Source organism: Rhizobium leguminosarum bv. trifolii WSM2297 (assembly GCF_000271845.1).
The window spans coordinates 264630-285079 of record NZ_JH719394.1; the positions used below are offsets into that span (position 1 = coordinate 264630).

Below are 20450 nucleotides of genomic sequence, written 5' to 3' on the forward strand. Positions count from 1 at the left end.
CCGGCGATAATGGCGCAAGACGGAATTCATTTAAAACGGTGGCTCTCGCAGCCAGCGACGGATGGTCAGAGAGGAAGACGACTATGCCTGAGTTGAAAGACAAAGACCTTTTCCAGCAGGCCGGGTTGATCGACGGGATCTGGTCGAGGGCAGCGTCGGGCAAGACGGTGAACGTCGTCAATCCCGCCACCCAGGCAAACCTCGGCACCGTTCCGGATATGGGAACTGCCGAGACCCGCGCGGCGATCGACGCAGCTCAGGCCGCTTTCACCCTATGGAAGAAGAGGACGCATGCCGAGCGTGCGGTTCTGCTCGAGCGCTGGTATTCGCTGATGATCGAAAATCTCGAGGATCTGGCGCTGCTCATCACGCTTGAACAGGGCAAGCCTCTCGATGAATCGCGCGCCGAAATCCGTTATGGTGCTTCCTTCGTCAAGTGGTTTGCCGAAGAAGCCCGCCGTATCGGCGGCCATACCATTCCCTCGCCGACGCCGGATCGCCGCATCGTCGTGCTCAAGGAAGCGGTCGGCGTCTGCGCAATCGTTACGCCCTGGAATTTCCCGATCGCCATGATTACCCGAAAGGTGGCGCCCGCCCTGGCGGCCGGCTGTACGGTTGTCGTCAAGCCTTCGGAGTTCACTCCCTATTCGGCGCTCGCCATGGGTATCCTTGCCGAGCGCGCCGGTATTCCGGCAGGCGTGATCAACATCGTCACCGGCATGCCCACGGAAATCGGCAACGAGTTCATGGCGAATGCGACGGTGCGTAAGATCTCCTTCACCGGCTCGACCCGGATCGGCTCGCTTCTGATGCGGGGCGCCGCCGACAGCATCAAGCGGCTCTCCCTCGAACTCGGCGGCAATGCGCCGTTCATCGTCTTCGACGACGCCGATCTCGATCTCGCGGTCGAGGGCGCAATCCTGTCCAAGTTCCGCAACGGCGGCCAGACCTGCGTCTGCGCCAACCGCATCCTGGTGCAGGCCGGCGTCTATGATGCCTTCGCCGAAAAGCTCTGCGCCCGCGTCAACGCCATGAAGGTCGGCCCCGGCACGGAGCCGGGCAACGTCATCGGCCCGATGATCAACATGGCGGCGATCGAGAAGATCAACCGACATGTCGACGACGCTCTGACCCGAGGCGCCAGGATCGCCGCTCGCGGCAGCTCCGTGGCGGAAGGCTCGCAATATGCCGCGCCGATGGTGCTGACCGGCGCAACGACCGACATGCTGCTTGCCAGCGAAGAAACCTTCGGTCCGGTGGCTCCGCTCTTCCGCTTCGACACGGAAGACGAGGCGATCGCAATTGCCAACGGCACGCCTTTTGGTCTGGCTGCGTATTTCTACACAGAAAATCTGAAGCGTTCCTGGCGCGTCGGCGAAGCCCTGGAGTTCGGCATGATCGGACTTAATACCGGCGCGATCTCGACCGAAGTCGCCCCCTTTGGCGGCGTCAAGCAGTCCGGCCTGGGCCGTGAGGGAGCGCAGGTTGGCATCGAGGAATATCTCGAGATGAAGAGCTTCCACATCGGCGGGCTGAGCTGAGCCTGACGCCACGACGAAATGAGAACCAGCGATATGGCGCACACGCGTGCGCCATTTTTTTTCACAGCCATCGCGGCACACGGATCTTGGCAATCTTCGCTTACGGTCGATCCGGCTGCAGGCCGCCCCCCTCGAGCTTTACGTCTCCGGAGAGTTTGCTTGGTCAGAGACGCTCTTAGGCAGGCTTGAGGCCGACGGGGGAGGGGATTACATTGCGGGGCGCTACGGCCACGAATTGATTTGCCGATCGCGAGCACGGCCGGCCACTTCAAAAAAAAAGCGCGGACGTACACGCCCGCGCTTTGCTCGTTCGGCTCAGAGACCGAAAACGCCCGGCAGGCCGGAAATGTCGGCAATCTCGACATAGCCATAGAACGGGTTGGCGGGTTCATGGCGGCGGTTCACCCACACCTTGTTTTTGATGCCGATATCGTTGGCCGACATAAGGTCATAGCGGAACGAGGAGGAGCAGTGCACAACATCTTCGGGGGCGCAGCCGAGCATGTCGAACATATATTCAAAGGCCTGCAGACGCGGCTTGTAGGCCTGCGCCTGTTCGGCCGTGTAGACTGCATGGAACGGGGCGCCGAGCTTTTCGACATTCGACATGATCTGCGAATTCATCGCGTTCGACAGGATCACCAGCGGGATCTCCTTGGCGACCTTCGCAAGGCCAGCCGGTACATCCGCATGCGGACCCCAGGTTGGCACCCGTTCATAGACCATCCGGGCGTCTTCGTCGTTGAACTTGACGCCATTGCGCTTGCAGCTACGCTCCAGCGAATTGTGAACGACCTCGGCATAGGGCTTCCAGTCGCCCAGTACCTCGTCGAGGCGATAGGCGGCGAAGTTGCGGACGAACTCGGCCATGCGCGGCTCGTCGAGCTGGTTGCCGTAAAGGTCGCGCGCCGCCTCCGCCATCTGGAAGTTGGTCAGCGTGCCGTAGCAGTCGAAGGTGATGTATTTCGGACGCAAGAGGGTCATGGGCATATCCTTTGGAGAGTGGTCGGTGCATCGAAAATTATGATAGACGCGACCCGCCCCCCGGCTCGCCCGAATGTGGCGGCTATCGAAGCAGATTATTTCGTATCGAAAGGCGGCTTTGGCAGATGGTTGTGGATGCCCCGCCCGCTGGCGGGTGCTGCAAGAGAGAACGAAGGCTGGGTCACCCCATGCTCTGCTCCTCTGTTTTGATCGCTCCTCACACTGCCTCAGCCGGCGTGCCCGCGTGGAGCCGTGTTGCTCGCGATCCGCCCGGTGGCGCCCACATGCCAGCATAAGATGCGGCGGGCGACAAAGGGAAAACGATAAGATACTGCACAGGACATAGCCTTCAGACGATTAGCCAAGCCGCACTCCTTCACACTTCCACATAGGAAACGAAGGAAGTGTCATGCAGACAAGCCAGATCGACTTTGCCGCTTTCGGCAGCGAACACCTGGGTGCCGCCCTTGAGCTGTCGCGGCAGGCGGGCTGGCCCCATCGACCTGAAGACTGGGAGATGGCCCGTGCCTTGAGCGAAGGCGTCGTCGCTATCGAGGGCGACCGGGTGGTCGGCACCGTACTCGTTACCCCCTACAAGCAAGACTGCGCCACGATCAACATGGTCATCGTCGATGAAGCCATGCGCGGCCGCGGTCTTGGGCGCAAGCTTATGCATGCCGCAATAGAGCTCGCCGGCGATCGCCCGCTCCGGCTTGTGGCGACCGCCGAGGGCCTTCCCCTCTACGAGAAGCTCGGCTTTCGCCAGACCGGCCGGATTCTGCAGCACCAGGGCATCGCAGCAAAAGTGGCCGCGCCGATGACAACGTCAGCCGCCACCATGACCGATCTCTCCGCTGTGATCGAACTCGATCGACAGGCATTCCGCGCCGATCGCGCCGATTTGATTGCCTATCTCGCCAAGGTCGGTGAACTCGCCGTGGTCCGCAGCAACGGACGCGTCAGCGGTTTTGCGGTCCTTCGCACTTTCGGCCGGGGTGAGGTCATCGGCCCCGTCATTGCCAGCAACCTGGAAGACGCCAAAGCGCTGATTGCGCATTTCATCGCCGTGCGGCCCGGCGTGTTCCTCAGGGTCGACACCACCGCTGCATCAGGCCTGTCCGACTGGCTGGCCGAACAGGGCTTCGCCCATGTCGGCAGCGGCATCGCGATGATGAAGCCATCAATTCCCAGCGCCGAATCCGGCACTACAATCTTCGCCCTCGCTAACCAGGCACTCGGCTGATCCGGAGAGCAACATGTACAGCAATTCTCTTGTCGAACTCGACCGCGCCCACCTCGTCCACCCTGTCGCCTCCTACCGCAATCACGAAAAGCTCGGCGTGCGTGTGCTCGCTTCCGCCAAGGGGGCGACGGTGACCGATGCTTCGGGCAAACAGCTGGTCGATGGCTTTGCCGGCCTGTGGTGCGTCAATGCCGGTTACGGCCATGATTCGATCGTCGAGGCTGCAGCCCGGCAGATGCGCGAACTGCCCTATGCGACCACCTATTTCGGCCTCGGGTCGGAACCGGCGATTCGGCTTGCCGCGGCATTGGCCGAACGGGCGCCGGGCGATCTCAACCATGTCTACTTCACTCTCGGCGGATCAGATGCCGTCGACAGCACGATCCGGTTCATCCGCTATTACTGGATCGCCCGCGGCCAGCCGCAGCGCGACCAGTTCATCTCCATCGAACAAGGCTATCACGGTTCATCGACCGTCGGGGCAGGACTGACGGCGCTTCCATTGTTCCACGCCGGCTTCGGCATTCCCTTCGACTGGCAGCACAAAATCCTCTCCCACTACGCCTATCGCAACCCGGTCGGTCAGGATCCGCAGGCCATCATCAACGCCTCCCTGGCAGCGCTGCGGCGCAAGGTCGAAGAGATCGGCCCCGAACGTGTCGCCGCCTTTTATGCCGAACCCATCCAGGGTTCGGGCGGCGTGCTGGTGCCGCCGAAGGGCTGGATGAAGGCGATGCGCGCGCTCTGCAGCGAGCTCGGAATCCTCTTTGTCGCCGATGAAGTGATTACCGCCTTCGGCCGCACCGGCCCGCTCTTTGCGTGCGAAGAGGACGAGATCGTTCCGGACTTCATCACCACGGCGAAGGGCCTGACCTCCGGCTATGTGCCGATGGGCGCGGTCTTCATGACCGACCACGTTTACGAGACCATCGCCGATGGCGCCGGTGGCGCAGCCGTCGGTCACGGCTATACCTATTCGGCCCATCCCGTCAGCGCCGCCGTCGGCCTTGAAGTGCTGAACCTTTACGAAACCGGTCTGCTGGCGAACGGCCGCAAGGCCGGCGCACGGCTGATGCAAGGGCTTGAAAGCCTCAAGGACCATCCGCTCGTCGGCGACGTGCGCGGTCGCGGCATGCTGGCCGCCGTCGAGCTGGTCGTCGACAAGGAAAAGAAGACGCCGTTGCCGGCCGTCGCCGAACCGGCGCGCCGGATTTTCGACCGCGCCTGGGAAAACGGCCTTGTCATCCGTGCCTTCGCCAACGGCGTCCTCGGCTATGCGCCGCCGCTCTGCTGCACCGACGCCGATATCGACGCCATCATCGAGCGCACGCGCAAAACGCTGGATGACACCTTGGCCGACCCCGATATACGCGCGGCCATGAAGGGCTGACCGCGGCCGGCTGCGGATCCTTGGCAACTCTATAACAAAGTCGTGCCCCACCACCTCGTGGAGCTGGTGCGACCCCAAGGGGGCTCAATCGATCGCCCGGCGCAAGCAGCACCCCTGTTTTGATCGGGAGAATAACATGTGGCGCAAGGCCATTGCCACGCGGGCATTCTGGCCTAGTGCTCTCCCGCGGGCGGGTCGACAATCGGACTAAAGCGGAAACAGGCTCGTCAATGGCATGTGCGATTTGACGATGGGCGACTTCAGGACGACGAAGCTGAAATATTTGTCGATGCCGATCTCCATATCGGAGAGCCGCTCCATGATCGTCTGGTATTCGCCGATCCCGGCCGTCACGAATTTCAACAGATAGTCGTAGCCGCCGGAGACCAGATGGCATTCGATTACCTGGTCGATCTTCTCCACTGTCGTCAGGAACCGGGCGAAATCGATCTGCCGGTGGTTTTTCAGGGTGATCTCAGTAAAGACGGTCAGCGTCTGGCCGAGTTTGGCGACATTGATCTGTGCGGAATAACCCTCGATATAGCCTTCCGACTGCAGCTTCTTCACCCGCATCAGGCAGGGGCTCGGCGACAGGTTGACGAGCTCGGCGAGCTCAACATTGGTGACACGGCCATTCTTCTGCAACTCATGCAGAATTTTTATATCGATCCGGTCGAGTTTCATCGCTCCACTCCGCCTGTCGAACCTGCCAGCGTCGCAGCATATTGTGCCGCCACCTCTCAACACTAGCACATTGAAGGCGCGAGTCGATCGCGTTTCTCGGGCTCCGGGAGGGACGAACAGGATGCGATCGGACCTTCAACAGCATTTTATGCTGCCCACCGGCGACGAGTGTTCTAGACATTGGAGGAATGGAGCGCGTCGCAGACCGCGTCCGTGACTTCTTTGGTCGTGGCGGTGCCGCCGACGTCGGGGGTGAGGATGCCCGCGCCTGTCACCGCTTCGACGGCCCGCATGAGACGGGCCGAGGCCTCCTGCTCGCCGAGATGGTCGAGCATCTGCGCGGCGGTCCAGAAGGCCGCGACGGGATTGGCGATGCCCTTGCCGGTGATGTCGAAGGCCGAGCCATGGATCGGTTCGAACATCGAGGGAAACCGGCGCTGCGGATCGATATTCGCGGTCGGCGCGACCCCGATGCTGCCGGCGAGCGCACCGGCAAGGTCGGAGAGGATGTCGGCATGCAGGTTGGTCGCGACGATCGTGTCGAGGCTCTGCGGTTTCAGCGTCATCCGCACCGTCATGGCGTCGACCAGCATCTTGTCCCAGGTGACATCCGGGAACTCTGCGGCCACCTCGACGGCGATCTCGTCCCACATGACCATGCCGTGCCGCTGGGCATTCGATTTCGTCACCACCGTCAGCAATTTGCGCGGCCGCGCCTGCGCCAGTTTGAAGGCGTAGCGCATGATGCGGGTGACGCCGACGCGCGTGAAGATCGCGACCTCGGTTCCGACTTCTTCGGGCAGGCCACGATGGGCGCGGCCGCCATGGCCGGAATATTCGCCTTCGGAATTCTCCCGGACGATCACCCAGTCGAGATCGCCGACGCCACAGTTGCGCAGCGGAGGGGTAATGCCCGGAAGGATTTTGGTCGGCCGAACGTTGGCATATTGGTCGAAGCCCTGGCAGATCGGCAGTCTCAGCCCCCAGAGGGTGATGTGATCGGGAACATCCGGCGCCCCGACGGCGCCGAAATAGATTGCGTCGAATTTCTTCAACTGCTCAAGCCCGTCGGACGGCATCATCACGCCGTGCTTCTTGTAGTAGTCGGAACCCCAGTCGAAGTGTTCGATGGCAAACCTCACATCGCCGAGACGCTTCTCCAGACTGGCGAGCACCGTTCGCCCCGCGGCAATGACCTCCGGTCCGATACCGTCTGCAGGAATAGCCGCGATAGAGTATTCACGCATTGATCTTCTCCAGTAACGGCTTCCTCGCAGTCCGACCCGGTGGGGCCACGCGCTGCTCCTGACGGCTGGAACTGGATGATTTAGCCCAAATCGGCAGGACAGTTCGCGCGGTCAACATTGAGATACTGCGGGCTTTGTCTGACAAAACGAGCGCTGACGCCCAGGTGGTGACGGGATCTGGCCTCTGGAACCTTATCGGGCAAGCCTGACAACTGCTAGCTAGGGTTTGTCTGCCTAAAATGGCATTCTATGGCGTTCCTCGATCGAATTTGAAACAATTCTCTTCAAAAAGGCAATCTAGTCCGGCTAATCGATAATGTGATAGCCGCCGTCGATATAGATCGTATCGCCCGTAATTAGCCTGGCCGCGTCATGCGCCAGGAAGGCGGTTGCCATACCGACATCGTCGATCGACACGAGGCTGCGGCTCGGCGCGGTTTCCTGGGCCTTGTTCAGCAACGCGTCGAATTCCGGGATGCCGGAGGCGGCGCGTGTCGCAAGCGGGCCGGGGGAGATGGCGTGGACGCGGATCCCTTGGGGGCCGAGTTCGGCGGCGAGATAGCGGACGGTGCTTTCCAGCGCGGCCTTGGCGACGCCCATGATGTTGTAGTTCTTCACCACCATCTGGCTGCCGTAATAGGTCATGGTGAAGAGTGTGCCGCCGCGTTTCATCAGCGGTTCAGCGAGATGGGCCATGCGGATGAAGGACCAGCAGGAAATCTCCATCGTCTTCAGGAAGCCGTCGCGCGGCACGTCGACGACGCGACCCTGCAGCGTCTCCTTGGGCGAAAAGGCGATCGAATGGACGACGAAATCGAGCTCGCCCCAATATTCCATGATGCTGTCGAACACCGCCTCCAGCTGGCCGGGGACGGAGACATCGAGGGGCAGGAAGATCGGTGCCTCCAGCGCGTCGGCAAGCGGCTCGACATGGGGTCTGGCCTTGTCGTTCAGATAGGTGACGGCGAGTTCGGCGCCGAGCGCGCGGAAGGCTCTGGCGCAGCCCCAGGCGATCGACTGGTCGTTGGCGATGCCGACCACCAGGCCGCGCTTGCCTTCAAGAAGTTTAGCCTTCACTTCGGGGATCATCATCAGCTCCATCTCTGGTCGAAAGATTTGCCCGTCATGGGGCGATCAGTGCGGATGTGTGCCGCGCGATCATCAGCTCCTCGTCGGTCGGCACGCAATAGATCGCGACCTTGCTTCGGTCTGTCGAGATCAGCAATTCGCCGGCTGCGTTTCGTGTGGGATCGAGCGTGGCGGCGAGCCAAGCGAGCTTTCGGCTGATGCGTTCGCGCATGACAGGCGAATTCTCCCCGACGCCGGCAGTGAAGACAAAGGCGTCAAGCCCGCCGAGGGCGGCCGCAAGCGAGCCCGCATTAAGACCGATGCGATGAACGAAATGATCGAGAGCGAGCGCGGCACCCGGCGCTTCGCTGGTGAGCAGGTCGCGCACGTCGTTGCTGATGCCGGAGAGGCCCTTGAGGCCGGATTCCTTGTAGAGCAGGTCCTGCAATTCAGCTGCCGTCATACCCCCCTGCAGGAGCAGGTAGAGGAGCACGCCGGGGTCGATCTGGCCGCAGCGCGTGCCCATTGGCAGGCCATCGAGAGCGGTGAAGCCCAATGTGCTCTCGATGCTTTTGCCATCCTTCAGCGCACAGAGGGAGGCGCCGCTTCCGAGATGGGCGACGATGACCCGGCCACGACCGATATCGGGGGCGATCTCGGCGAGCCGTCCCGCGATATATTCGTAGGAGAGGCCGTGAAAACCATAGCGCCGCACGCCCTCGGCGAAATAATGGGCGGGAATGGCATAGTGGTCTGTCATCGGGTCGTGGCCGCGATGGAAGGCGGTGTCGAAACAGGCGATCTGGGCGAGCTGGGGTTGGTGTTCGAGCAGCACCCGGATGGGCGCGAGATTGTTCGGCTGGTGCAGCGGAGCGAGCGGCGTGTAGCGCTCCAGTTGGCGCAGGACGTTCTGGTCGACGCGGACCGGGTGCATATGGTCAGGGCCGCCATGGACGACGCGGTGGCCGACGGCGACCATTTCGCCCTCGTGCCGCTCGCGCAGCCATTGGCCGACGAGACGCATCGCCGCCGGCAGGTCGGGTACGGTCTCATGCGGATAGGTTTCGTCGGTCAGCCGGTCGCCGCTGGCACTCTTGATCGCCAGGTGCGGGGCAGTGCCGATGCCCTCAACCTTGCCTTTGACGAGCCGCCGCAGCCCGCCTGCTGAGGCGAAGAGTTCAAATTTCAGGCTGGAGGAGCCGGCATTGATAACGAGGATGGTGTCCATGGATCAGCCCCCTTGTATCGGCGCCGTCGCGCGGCGGGCTTCGGCGAAAAGCACGCCGACTGCACAAGAGGCGAGGCGGGCGCGCACGCTGTCGGCGCGCGATGTCAGGATGATCGGCACCCATGCACCAAGTACGAGACCGGCGGCATCGGCCCGTGCCAGGAAGGTCAGGTTTTTCGCCAGCATGTTGCCGGCCTCCAGATTGGGAACCACGAGGATCTGCGCCCGGCCTGCCACCGGCGACTGGATGCCCTTGATCCGCGCCGCTTCCGGATCGATCGCATTGTCGAAGGCGAGCGGGCCGTCGAGAATGCCGCCGGTAATCTGGCCGCGCTCGGCCATCTTGCAAAGCGCCGCCGCCTCGATCGTCGAGGGGATTTTGGAGGTCACCGTTTCGACCGCCGAGAGGATCGCGACGCGCGGCGTGCCGAGGCCGATTGCGGTGAAAAGGTCGATGGCATTCTGGATGATATCCCGTTTGACATCGAGATCGGGAGCAATGTTGATCGCAGCATCAGTGATGAAGAGCGTTTCGGCATAATTCGGTACGTCCATGACGAAGACATGGCTGATACGCCGCGCCGTCCGCAGGCCCGTCGCCGACGAGGTCACGGCTCGCATCAGCTCATCCGTGTGCAGGCTGCCTTTCATCAGGAGATCGGCGCGGCCTTCGCGGATGATCTCGACGGCTTTGACGGCCGCTGCATCGCTATGAGGTGAATCCACCAGCTCGAAAGGCGAGATATCGATACTATGCGCCGTTGCGACGGTGCGCATCTTTTGCGCGGGGCCAACGAGGACCGGGCGCGCCAGGCCCATTTCGGCCGCCTCGACTGCGCCGCGCAAGGATGACTCGTCGCAAGGATGGGCAACGACCATCGTCATTTCAGGAGCCTGCCTTGCTCTTGCGATCAGCCGCTCATATTTCTGGTGCCGCCCGGTTTCCCCGGAGTTTTCCCAATCCTTCATCGGTCTGTGCTCCCTGTTATTTTGCGCGTCTGACGGCCTTCAGCTGCGTGGGCGCCTCCGCTGATGCCGGGCCGGCGAGCGGCGGCACTTCCGAGACGCCGAAGAGGCCGACGATCGTCTGAAAGCGCTTCTCTGCTTCGCCTGTCAGCGCGCCGCGGGCGGTAAGCACCTGACGCAGCGAGGTTAGCGCATGACGACGGGCGTCCTCGTCTGCGGGCAGCAGATGCGGGATCGCCTCGACGGCCGCCTTCTCGTCGATGACGAGCATCAGGAACTGGTCGCGGATCAGCGCCTTGAATTCGGCAAGCGTCATGGCCGGCATTCCGTCTTCGGCGCGGCGCATCCGGCGGATGGCAGCAAAGCCGCGTTCGTCGGCGGCCCCATGGGCCATGGCGACATGGAGCAGGCTGCGGGCGAAACCTTCCTGCAGGCCGCCCTTGTCTATTTGGGCTCGCAACTCGCCAATCCGCGCTTTGAGCGTCTGGGCATGCAGCGCAGTCTTGCTCGCCCGCCGGTGCGGCTTCGCGCTCGATGGATCGATGCCGACGGCCGCCTGAAGGAAGGGCGAACCAAAGACGGTGAGGAAGGTCGCCTCGCTCATGGCCTCGATGCCTTCGCGCCAGGCGTCGAGCCCGGCAACGATCTGGCGCGAGACGAGCTGTTCCAGAGCCAGGAACGGATTGTCGCCGGCGACCGGACGGCGCTCTTCCTCCACCTTGACGGCAAGGTCGGCGATCGGCGCCATCAGCGGATTGAGATCGGAGACGAGTTCATATTGCAGGCGCAGCGGATGCAGCCGACGCATTCCTTCGGCCGCCTGTTCCGGCATCATGGCGCGGATGAAGGGCTGGGCGAAGGTGCGGTACAGCGAGAGGTTGATCTCGGAGACCTTGGCCGCCGCCGCAAAGCGCCTGTCATCGGCGGCATTGTTGCAGCCAAGCGCGCGTATGTCGTCCAGCGTCCTTTCCTCGCAGCGCATGATCCAGTCGCCCTCGACGAGATCGCCGCCGACGGTCGCATCGGTCTTCGGCTCGAATGTCGCTTCGTAGAGGCCGGGCGGCAGCGCGTCGATCAGGTCGATATTGCTGGAGAATTCGCCATGCTCCTTGCGGGCGACGCTGGCGGAGACGAAAATGCCGAGATGGCCGACCTCTTCGTGCACCGTGTAGACAATCGCCTGGCCATGCGAGCGTATCTCGTTGACGCTGTCATAGAGTTCGGCAATCCAGCCGAGCGCCTGGCCAGGCGGGGTAATATTATCGCCCTTGGAGCAGAAGACCACGATCGGCGCGCGGATGTTCCGGAGATCGATCGCTTCGCCCTTTGAGGTTTCTATGCGCCCGGCAGAGAGATTGTTGCCGACGAAAAGCTCGTCGACGATGAACTGGATCTCCTCGGCGTTCAGATTGACGTGATTTCCCCACCATTGCTCGAAGCCGAGGTAACGCGGCGCTTCCGTGTCGATCCTGGAATAGAGATTATACTGCTTGCTCCAGAGCGTATTGGCGGGGTTCTGGTTCTCGAAATTCTGCACCAGCCAGGCGCCGTCGAACTTGCCGTGGCCGAGGTCTGCGATCAGCGACGTCAGCCACGTGCCGCCAAGCAAGCCGCCCGCATAGCGCATCGGATATTTGCCGCGTTCGCCGGCCCAATAGGAAAGCGGCGCGCCGGCGATGATGATCGAGCCGAAAAGCTCGGGCCGCATGGCGGCGAGCATCATCACGGCCCAGCCGGCTTGACAATTACCGATCACGCATGGCTTGGCATCGGCTCCCGGATGCAGCGCAATCACCTTTTCCAGGAAGATCGCTTCGGCCCGCGCAATATCCTCAATCGTCTGGCCTTCCACCGGCTCCGGCAGGAAGCCGATGAAATAGCAGGGGTGGCCGGCGGCAAGCGCCACGCCGATCTCGCTATCGGCCTTGAAGCCGCCTATGCCCGGCCCGTGGCCGGCGCGTGGATCGACCACGACGAAGGGTCGGCGCGTCTCGTCGATCTTAATGCCCGCGGGCGGGACGATGCGCACCAGCGCATAGTTGACCGGCCGCTCCAGCGTGCGCCCATCGAGCAGCACTTCCGGCGTGAAGCTCAGCACGTGTGGTGCGGGCGCTTCGGCATTGATGCGATACTGATTGCCGCGTTTTCGCATCACGTCCCAGAAGAGCACGCTGCGCTGGCCCGCATCTCTCAGATAGTCGAAGGCGAAGCCAGCAGGGCCGAACTGGCTGGCGAGATCATGCTTGGAGAAATAGGAAGGGAACCACATGCCAAACCTCCTGGCTCACCGCTCCTGGCGGGAGCTCTAAGACTGAATGCTGGGTGAAATTCTTGATCCTCGTGCTCTCTCGACGCATTGCGGGATTATGCCAATCGCCTTCTTAGCACTTGCAGCATAGGCGGCGTGCGCCAGCGCACCAACGTATCTTACGGTAGGTTACACAGGGTCTGTCCATCGCCGATACTTACGGATTGGCACCCGGAATGGTGCTTGACTGAGCAGTGGGGATCCGTCTTGGCACTCAGTGGCCCGGAGACGTTATCGCTGGGCATGACGATGGGCCTGTCGGGTTGCGGCAGGTTCGAGGGCTATCATAGCCAGCCGCCCGAAAATCCCGCCCGTCTTAGTCCGACAACGACCGGTTCGCACCGGCGCATGATGTTCCACAGCAGGCCAGTTCGATAGTTTTCGATCATCAGGACCACCGGCCCCTGGTCGATGCCGAAGTGGTAGGGGCTCACCCACCACCCCTCGGCCTCGTCGTCCATCGTGTATGTTTGATTGAACGATGGTTTGAAGCCGTAAAGCCGTGTCATGCCGAGCTGCATTCGAGCAAAGTTTCGCACGGTCGGGATAACGATCTCCGGAGCGAATGGCAGCGAACCCACCACCACCCATGGAGATACGGTCCCGTCATCCGGCCCATAGGGTGCGCCTCGCGCAACATAGTCGAAGAATTCCCTGTCCATCCCGTCTATGGTCCGCTTCATCCAACCGGGGCCGTCACTTGCCGTGAACCCCCAGCAATATTCGCCATAACCTTTGAAGTTCAGCGGATTGCGGATGGCATATTCCTGTTGGACGAACGTGGCATGCCGGCTGTTGCGAAAATAATCGCTGTCATGCTCGCGCATGAAATGATCGCGGATCTCGCGGAAATCGATCCACATATGCGAGAGCTGATGGGTAAAGAGCGGGCCTGAATAGAGCAGTTCGCGACCGAAGATATTCCGCCATTCGTAGCTCTGCGTATAGGCCGTGAAGCTTTCCGGCGGCAGCGGGTAGGTCGGTGAGCCCAATCCGAGAATATAGAGAAGCAGGCCCTCGTCATAGCCGCGCCACCGATAGGGAATGAAGCCGCTTTCCGGCCGCCAGCCGTGAGTAAGCGTCGCGTGATTGTCGCGTGCCCAATTCCAGTCCGCACGCTCGTAGAGCGATTTGGCAAGTGCGCGAACCTTCGCCTCGTCTTCAGTGTCCGCATCGAAATAAGCCGCGACGGTCAAGGCGCCGGCGAAGAGGAAGGCAGAGTCGATCGTCGACAATTCGCACTGCCAGACCCGTCGGCCCGTCTCGATGTCCAGGAAGTGGTAGAAGAAGCCCTTGTAGCCGGATGCATCCGGTTCCGGCCCCTGGTGGCAGGACATCAGAAACTCCAATCTGCGCCGGGCGATCTTGGCGGCAAACTCGCGAATGACGATGCCGCGCTCAACGACGACGGGAATGGTAGCAAGCGCCATGCCGACCGCAGCAATGCTCGCCGGTGCGCCCGCCTGTGTCTTGTCGCGAACCAATCCGTTGTCCGGATTCGTGCATTGCAGATAGTAGAGCAATGTCGTGAACTGAAGGCGACCGAGATCCTCTCCGGTCGGCATTCGGTTCAGTTCGGGATCGGTGGACAGTAACTCCGACATGATAGGCTAACCGTGGAGATTGGTGGTTTCGTCGAGCACCCGGAGGCGGCCTTGGTCGGACGCCGGCCGGAATGAGCGTCAGCGCGCAACGCCTCGTCTCATGCATGTCGCCCGGAATAACGGCATGCATAAATACAAAGAGCCAAGGCGCGCCGCATGAATCCAAGTTTGGTGCGACGCGCTTTAGGCACTGTCCCCTTCAGGCATTGTCCCCCTCTGTGGAGGTCGCTGCCTTCACCTTTGCCGCGCTCTTGACGCCCCATGTCCAGCCGCTGATCTCAGGCATATCATCACCGTGCGTTTCGATATATTGACGGTGCTCGATCAGCCTTCCCCGGATGGCCTGCTTGAAATAGGCCGCACGTGCGCCGAGCTGCGGCAGCCGATCGATGACGTCTTCAACGAGATGAAAGCGATCGAGCTGGTTCAAAACGACCATGTCGAATGGCGTCGTGGTCGTTCCTTCTTCCTTGTAGCCGCGGACATGCAGATTTTTATGGTTGGTCCGCCGATAAGTCAGCCGGTGGATCAACCAGGGATATCCGTGGAATGCGAAGATGATCGGCTTGTCCTTGGTGAAGAGCGCGTCGAAATCTGGATCCGAAAGCCCGTGAGGATGTTCGCTCGAAGGCTGCAGCTTCATCAGATTGACGACATTGATGACGCGCACCTTCAATTCAGGAAGGTGCTCACGGATCAACTGGACGGCGGCGAGCGTCTCCAGGGTCGGCACATCGCCACAGCATGCCATGACCACATCCGGCTCCGAGCCGCGGTCATTGCTCGCCCATTCCCAGATGCCGAGACCTTCGGTGCAGTGTTTGATGGCCTCGTCCATCGTGAGCCATTGCGGTGCCGGCTGCTTGCCGGCCACCACGACGTTCACGTAGTTACGGCTGCGCAGGCAGTGATCGGTAACCGACAGGAGCGTATTGGCATCCGGCGGGAGATAGACCCGGATGACCTCCGCCTTCTTGTTGATCACATGGTCGAGGAAGCCCGGATCCTGATGAGAAAACCCATTGTGATCCTGTCTCCAGACATGCGAACTCAGGAAGTAGTTCAGAGAGGCGATCGGCCGCCGCCAGGGAATGTGGTTACAGACTTTCAGCCACTTGGCGTGCTGATTGAACATCGAGTCGATGATGTGAATGAACGCCTCGTAGCAGGAGAAGAAACCGTGACGCCCGGTCAACAGATAACCTTCGAGCCAGCCCTGGCATTGATGCTCGCTTAGGACCTCCATGATCCGTCCGTCGGGCGAAAGGTGATCGTCCTCGGGGTAGATCTCGGACATATAGCAGCGATCCGTCACATCCAGCACGTCCTGCCAGCGGTTGGAGTTGTTCTCGTCGGGGCTGAACAGGCGAAAGTTGCTGTTGCGGAGGTTCTGCTTCATCACGTCACGCAGGAACTTGCCCATCAGGCGGGCCGATTCTGCGTTCACCGAGCCGGGCTTTGGCACCGAGACGGCATAGTCGCGGAAATCCGGCATCTTCAGATCGCGCAACAACAGACCGCCGTTTGCGTGCGGATTGTCGCTCATCCGGCGATGCCCCGTCGGTGCCAGCGAGGCGAGTTCAGGTCTCAACCTGCCATCGCCGTCGAAAAGCTCTTCGGGTCTGTAGGTCTTCATCCATTGTTGCAGCACCTTGATATGTTCCGGCTTGTCCATATCGCCCATCGGAACCTGGTGCGAGCGCCAATAATCCTCGCATTTCTTGCCATCGATTTCGGAAGGGCAAGTCCAGCCCTTCGGTGTGCGGAAGACGATCATCGGCCAAGCCGGACGGCGGACATTCCTCTTGTCCCGCGCCTCCGCCCAGATCTTCTTGATCGTCGCGACGGCCGTATCCATGGCTGCGGCAAGCTGTTGCTGCACCTGGTCGGGCTCATGGCCCTCGACAAAGAGGGGCGCATACCCCATGCCCTCGAAGAACTTTGCCAATTCCTCCTTGGGAATACGGGCGAGGAAGCAGGGATTGGCGATTTTGTAGCCATTGAGATGCAGGATCGGCAAAACGCATCCGTCACGGGCGGGATTGAGAAACTTGTTGCCATGCCATCCTGTGGCGAGCGGGCCAGTTTCGGCTTCCCCGTCACCGACGACACAGGCGACGATCAGATCGGAGTTGTCGAAGGCTGCGCCATAGGCGTGGCTGAGCGCATAACCGAGCTCACCACCTTCATGGATGCTTCCGGGTGTTTCGGGAGCAACGTGGCTCGGGATGCCGCCGGGAAAGCTGAACTGCTTGAACAGTCGCTTCATTCCCTCTTCATCCTGGCCGATATTCGGGTAGAACTCGCTGTAGGTTCCCTCCAGATAGGCATGCGCAACAAGCGACGGTCCGCCGTGGCCAGGGCCGATCACATAGATCATGTTGAGATCGTCTCGCTTGATCACCCGATTGAGGTGCACATAGAGCATGTTGAGGCCAGGCGAGGTTCCCCAATGGCCGAGCAGCCGCGGCTTGATATGCGCGCGTGCGAGAGGTTTTTTGAGCAGGGGATTGTCGAGCAGATAGATCTGCCCAACCGACAGATAGTTCGATGCCCTCCAGTAGGCATCCATGAGGCGGAGTTCTTCGGACGACAGCGGTGCTTTTCCATACGACGCTGCCGGGGCGGTTCTTTTCATCACTGCCGTTTCAGGTGAAGCCATCTGCGTCTCCAATCAAAATGACATTGCTCAATCGCGGCGGGCTGTTTTCATCGAGGTCGGTGCAATCGCATGCCGTTGCTGCGGCACTACCGGGGAGGAGGGTCGGGAAAATGCTCAACTACGCCCAGAACACCGTGAACCCGCTCTGCCAGAACGCGCGCGGCTTTTCGGCAGGCTTCTGTCTCGACTTTTCCCCAAAAATGCACGATCCCGTCAGTGACCGTCACCGACACATCCAAGCATTCCAGCCCCGTGTTTTCAGCGAGCCGGACAAGAATGCTACGCCGAATGGCTTCGTCGCCGGTTGCCGTGTTGTCTGGTTTGGCCAAGTAAATGACCTGCAGGAGGTCGGCGCGACTGACGATGCCGACAAGTTTGCCGGCCCGCAGAACCGGAATGCGCTTGATGCCATGCTCTTGCATGAGCCCGGCGACACGGGAGAGGGGAGCATCTTCGAAGATCGTCACCGGATTAGGTGTCATGACGTCACCCACTCTCCATGCGCATCGCTTTACAAAAGCATTCGCCCTTTCGTCAGGGCCAAGTCCCATCTCGGCCTTCAACAGGAACGCGCCGCTTGACAGTTCTGTTCGACGGATCAGATCGCCTTCGCTGATGAGACCTATCAGGCGCCCGTCATCGTCAACGACAGGAATTCCGCTGACCTGCCGGTCGGCCATCAGCTTGGCTGCTTGCCGAACGCTATTGTCAGGCGAGACTGTGACGATCGTTGTCGTCATTACGTCTTTGACGAGCATGTCGATCCAACTCCGGCTATATCTGCCCGGCGGGCTGTGCCTATTGGCCAAGGCGAACTCGATTCATCGCGTCCGCGCAGCAACCTGTTGCTCGGCCATCGTGTGCGGCTCAACGATGAAACCCTCACCTGGAACCCTACTTGACGTAAATGATCAAATTCCCGTTTCGTGCTTTCACCGCCCATTCGATGTCGTTGGGCGAGAGCTTCTTCTGTTTCAGTTGAGCGACGAGCGATTTGTTCGCCCGTGCGGCATCTCGAATTGCCTTTACGTGCTCCTCGCTCCCCTGCCGTGGATGGGAACCGGTCTCCGAAAATTCAGCAGTTCGATAGCTCACAACGGTGAGGCGCTTTCCCTTGTACGTCCGTATTGTCTCGGGAAGGCTTTCGTTCCAGTTCATCCTCCGGTATTCACGCCTGGTTTCCTGCGACTGGACTGGCCAGGCCGAAACGATGGTGGAGAACCCCAGTAACAACGAGATAGCTATTTTACGCATGCTGTGCCTCCCGACCAAACTTCATGAGCCTAGTCAGATCGCATCACCATTTGCATTGAGTTGGATCAATTGAGGCGGCATTTATTGATGACTGGCACGCCGCCGTCCGGGGAGCGAGTGCCGCGAAAGCACGACCGAGGAAGGGCAGGAACCTCGCCGGCCAAGCCGAGGTGGGCGGCGCGACCCATGATAACCACTTCCAGGCCGGTGAGTTTCGCTTGCGAGCCCCCATGTTGCGGCACGTGTCAGCCTGGACGAGGACTTGCCGCAATGCTGACACGTAAGGCTTGTTTGGTTGCCGCGGCAAAAGAATATTGCGATAGCGGCCGAGCATCCATCATCTCTTTAGGTTTTGCTAACATAATCTGATTCTATCGTTGTTTTGAAATGCCTGGAACAGTCGGATGACCAAGATATCGGAGCGACTCGCGGGTTTGAGTGAGGAGAGCGCAGTCCTGATTGCGCTTTACGATCAGGATGATCGATTGCGCTATGCAAACGCGGCCTTTCGCTCCACCTACGTCTTGGAAGCTGAGGAAACGCCCTTATGGGGCGATCTGATGCGGCGAAATACGAAGGCGGGAAAGGGCACGGTCATCAAGGCCGCCGACTTCGAGACATGGCTGGTCTCGGCACAGTCCCGGCGTGGCAAACTCCCGTTCCGTGCCTTCGAAACCGATGTGGCCGACGGAAGATGGTTCTGGATGACCGAGACCGTCCAAAGTGACGGATGGATGCTATGCATCGCAAGCGACATTACGCCTATGAAGACGAGCGAGCGTGACTTGAGGCAAGATCGTGATTTTGCGTTGCGGGCTTCGCAGACGGACGAACTGACCAGCATCTCCAACCGCCGTTTCATGATGGCAGCACTCGAGAGCATGGTTGTGCGCCAGGCATCGGCGCAATCGGTCAGCGGTTGCGCCTGCATCATGGATCTGGATTATTTCAAACGCATAAACGACGTATACGGACACCAAGCCGGCGACGGCGTGCTCATCGATTTTGCACGCCGCGTCCAGCCGCTGGTTCGCCGCCGCGACAGTTTTGGGCGTATCGGCGGTGAAGAATTCATGTTGATCTTGCCCGATACGACGCTCGGGCAAGGCGAACTGATCGTCGACCGGATCCTTAAGGCAGTCCGAGGCGCACGGCCCATCTGCTCAGCGCCCACTTTCTCTTATACCTGCTCGGCTGGGCTGGCCGAGTTGCACCCGGGCGAGACGGCACGCGAATTATACGCCCGGGCGGACGAGGCGCTTTACCATGCAAAACAGAGCGGTCGAGATCGGTTAAGGATCGTCGCCTAACTGAGAAAATATCGACCACCGAGAAAGGCGGATAGCTTGAACTGGTCGTCGTTGCAGCCAAAGAGATGCGCATCGAACGCTTCCTTCTGGTATCCGTGTTTCCGGACGCCCTGCGCGATTGCCTCAGCGACAGCTCAACAGCAAGTTCCATAATACATACTATGCAATATGTTATAACATTACACAACTGCTTTCAGGTCTCTGGAGGCGCATCGTGACGATCGCCTCGTATGAGATTTCCTGTTCGGCCATGGTCTCCCCTTCTGTTTACTCAGAACTGTCAGTATGTGACGCCGCGCCCACGGCTGACCGCCCGCTGGCGCCGTTCCGCAATAATCTCCTCACTGCTTTCATGGCGAACCGTCTGCTGCAGGACCTTCAGCCTCTCCTGCATCGCCGCAAAGGCCCCACGCTGCGCCGGCGACACGTGATTGATGAGCTCCTTGTCACCGCGGATGATGGCATTGCGCCCGAAGCGCTGGTCGAGTGCCTTGCTGACATCAGCAAACTCCCGACGGATGTTTGCATCGAGAGGTGCAGCCGAGATATTCAGCTTGCGACCATTCTTTCGCTGCGCCACCCGTTGCGCGAGAGCTTCCTCTGCCGCTCTCGACAGGCCGGGAATGGCAACCGCCATGCGCTGCCGCTCTGCCGTAATGCTCCGTCGTTCTGCATCGACCAGATTGACATAGGACGACCCGAGCGAGCGCAGCCGGACGGCGGCTTCCGGCACCGCCTGCGCCGCCTCTTTCCGCTCCCGGCCAGAGGCCAGCATCTTATCCATCAGGCGGTCGGAACCGCGCAGTGCACCGTAAGCGGCTGGATCATTGGACACCGCGGCGGCGATGCGATCGGCAGCAAAACCTTTCAGGATCAGCTCCTCGATCATGCTGACGGCCCCGGCCGGATCGCGCCAGATCGTCCTTGCAGTATTCGCCAGTGCCGCACGCTGCTGGTGATA

The 20450-nt window shown here is 60.8% G+C and carries 16 protein-coding genes; 4 read left to right on the top strand and 12 right to left on the bottom strand.

The window, feature by feature from the left end; all coding sequences use genetic code 11:
• Positions 1-83: 83 nt before the first annotated feature.
• A complete protein-coding gene (locus tag RLEG4DRAFT_RS15190) occupies positions 84-1541 on the top strand; it encodes an NAD-dependent succinate-semialdehyde dehydrogenase (protein WP_003577872.1) in 1458 nt (485 codons plus the stop codon).
• Positions 1542-1856: 315 nt separating this feature from the next.
• On the opposite strand, the gene RLEG4DRAFT_RS15195 is transcribed toward RLEG4DRAFT_RS15190, so the two are convergent.
• Entirely contained in the window at positions 1857-2525 is a 669-nt protein-coding gene (locus RLEG4DRAFT_RS15195; protein ID WP_003577873.1) for a haloacid dehalogenase type II, read from the bottom strand.
• Positions 2526-2934: 409 nt separating this feature from the next.
• Here RLEG4DRAFT_RS15195 and RLEG4DRAFT_RS15200 point away from each other — a divergent pair, with 409 nt between their 5' ends.
• Positions 2935-3768 carry a GNAT family N-acetyltransferase gene (locus RLEG4DRAFT_RS15200; protein WP_003577874.1) on the top strand — a complete coding sequence of 278 codons (834 nt, stop codon included), beginning with the start codon at positions 2935-2937 and terminating at the stop codon, positions 3766-3768.
• Positions 3769-3781: 13 nt separating this feature from the next.
• Positions 3782-5158 carry an aspartate aminotransferase family protein gene (locus tag RLEG4DRAFT_RS15205; protein ID WP_003577875.1) on the top strand — a complete coding sequence of 459 codons (1377 nt, stop codon included), beginning with the start codon at positions 3782-3784 and terminating at the stop codon, positions 5156-5158.
• A 207-nt stretch (positions 5159-5365) separates the two neighbouring features.
• Here RLEG4DRAFT_RS15205 and RLEG4DRAFT_RS15210 read toward each other — a convergent pair whose 3' ends face one another.
• The 10 genes from RLEG4DRAFT_RS15210 to RLEG4DRAFT_RS15255 all read right to left on the bottom strand — a co-directional run bounded on the left by RLEG4DRAFT_RS15210 (position 5366) and on the right by RLEG4DRAFT_RS15255 (position 18179).
• Entirely contained in the window at positions 5366-5842 is a 477-nt protein-coding gene (locus RLEG4DRAFT_RS15210; protein ID WP_003577877.1) for an Lrp/AsnC family transcriptional regulator, read from the bottom strand.
• Between the two features lie 173 nt (positions 5843-6015).
• On the bottom strand, positions 6016-7089 hold the full coding sequence (locus RLEG4DRAFT_RS15215; protein WP_003577879.1) for a tartrate dehydrogenase: 1074 nt from the start codon (positions 7087-7089) through the stop codon (positions 6016-6018).
• Positions 7090-7395: 306 nt separating this feature from the next.
• Positions 7396-8181: an enoyl-ACP reductase FabI gene (gene fabI, locus RLEG4DRAFT_RS15220; protein WP_088941456.1), complete on the bottom strand. Its 786-nt coding sequence runs from the start codon at positions 8179-8181 to the stop codon at positions 7396-7398.
• A gap of 31 nt (positions 8182-8212) precedes the next feature.
• On the bottom strand, positions 8213-9385 hold the full coding sequence (locus RLEG4DRAFT_RS15225) for an acetate/propionate family kinase (RefSeq protein ID WP_003577883.1): 1173 nt from the start codon (positions 9383-9385) through the stop codon (positions 8213-8215).
• 3 nt (positions 9386-9388) lie between these two features.
• A complete protein-coding gene (locus RLEG4DRAFT_RS15230) occupies positions 9389-10354 on the bottom strand; it encodes a phosphate acetyltransferase (protein ID WP_003577884.1) in 966 nt (321 codons plus the stop codon).
• Positions 10355-10370: 16 nt separating this feature from the next.
• Positions 10371-12620: a DUF3141 domain-containing protein gene (locus RLEG4DRAFT_RS15235; RefSeq protein ID WP_003577887.1), complete on the bottom strand. Its 2250-nt coding sequence runs from the start codon at positions 12618-12620 to the stop codon at positions 10371-10373.
• A 323-nt stretch (positions 12621-12943) separates the two neighbouring features.
• Entirely contained in the window at positions 12944-14263 is a 1320-nt protein-coding gene (locus RLEG4DRAFT_RS15240; RefSeq protein WP_003577888.1) for a glucoamylase family protein, read from the bottom strand.
• A 199-nt stretch (positions 14264-14462) separates the two neighbouring features.
• Entirely contained in the window at positions 14463-16925 is a 2463-nt protein-coding gene (locus RLEG4DRAFT_RS15245; RefSeq protein ID WP_003577891.1) for a phosphoketolase family protein, read from the bottom strand.
• An 86-nt stretch (positions 16926-17011) separates the two neighbouring features.
• Positions 17012-17683 (bottom strand): CBS domain-containing protein, encoded by a 672-nt coding sequence (locus RLEG4DRAFT_RS15250; RefSeq protein ID WP_003577892.1) that lies wholly within the window; start codon positions 17681-17683, stop codon positions 17012-17014.
• A gap of 136 nt (positions 17684-17819) precedes the next feature.
• The gene (locus RLEG4DRAFT_RS15255) at positions 17820-18179 is read right to left on the bottom strand and encodes a hypothetical protein (RefSeq protein ID WP_003577894.1); all 360 of its coding nucleotides are present in this window, start codon (positions 18177-18179) and stop codon (positions 17820-17822) included.
• A gap of 404 nt (positions 18180-18583) precedes the next feature.
• On the opposite strand from RLEG4DRAFT_RS15255, the gene RLEG4DRAFT_RS15260 reads away from it, so the two are divergent.
• On the top strand, positions 18584-19489 hold the full coding sequence (locus RLEG4DRAFT_RS15260) for a sensor domain-containing diguanylate cyclase (RefSeq protein ID WP_003577896.1): 906 nt from the start codon (positions 18584-18586) through the stop codon (positions 19487-19489).
• 280 nt (positions 19490-19769) lie between these two features.
• Here RLEG4DRAFT_RS15260 and RLEG4DRAFT_RS15265 read toward each other — a convergent pair.
• Positions 19770-20450, bottom strand: a 681-nt coding sequence (locus RLEG4DRAFT_RS15265) for a BID domain-containing protein (protein WP_003577898.1), incomplete at its 5' end; no start/stop codon positions are given.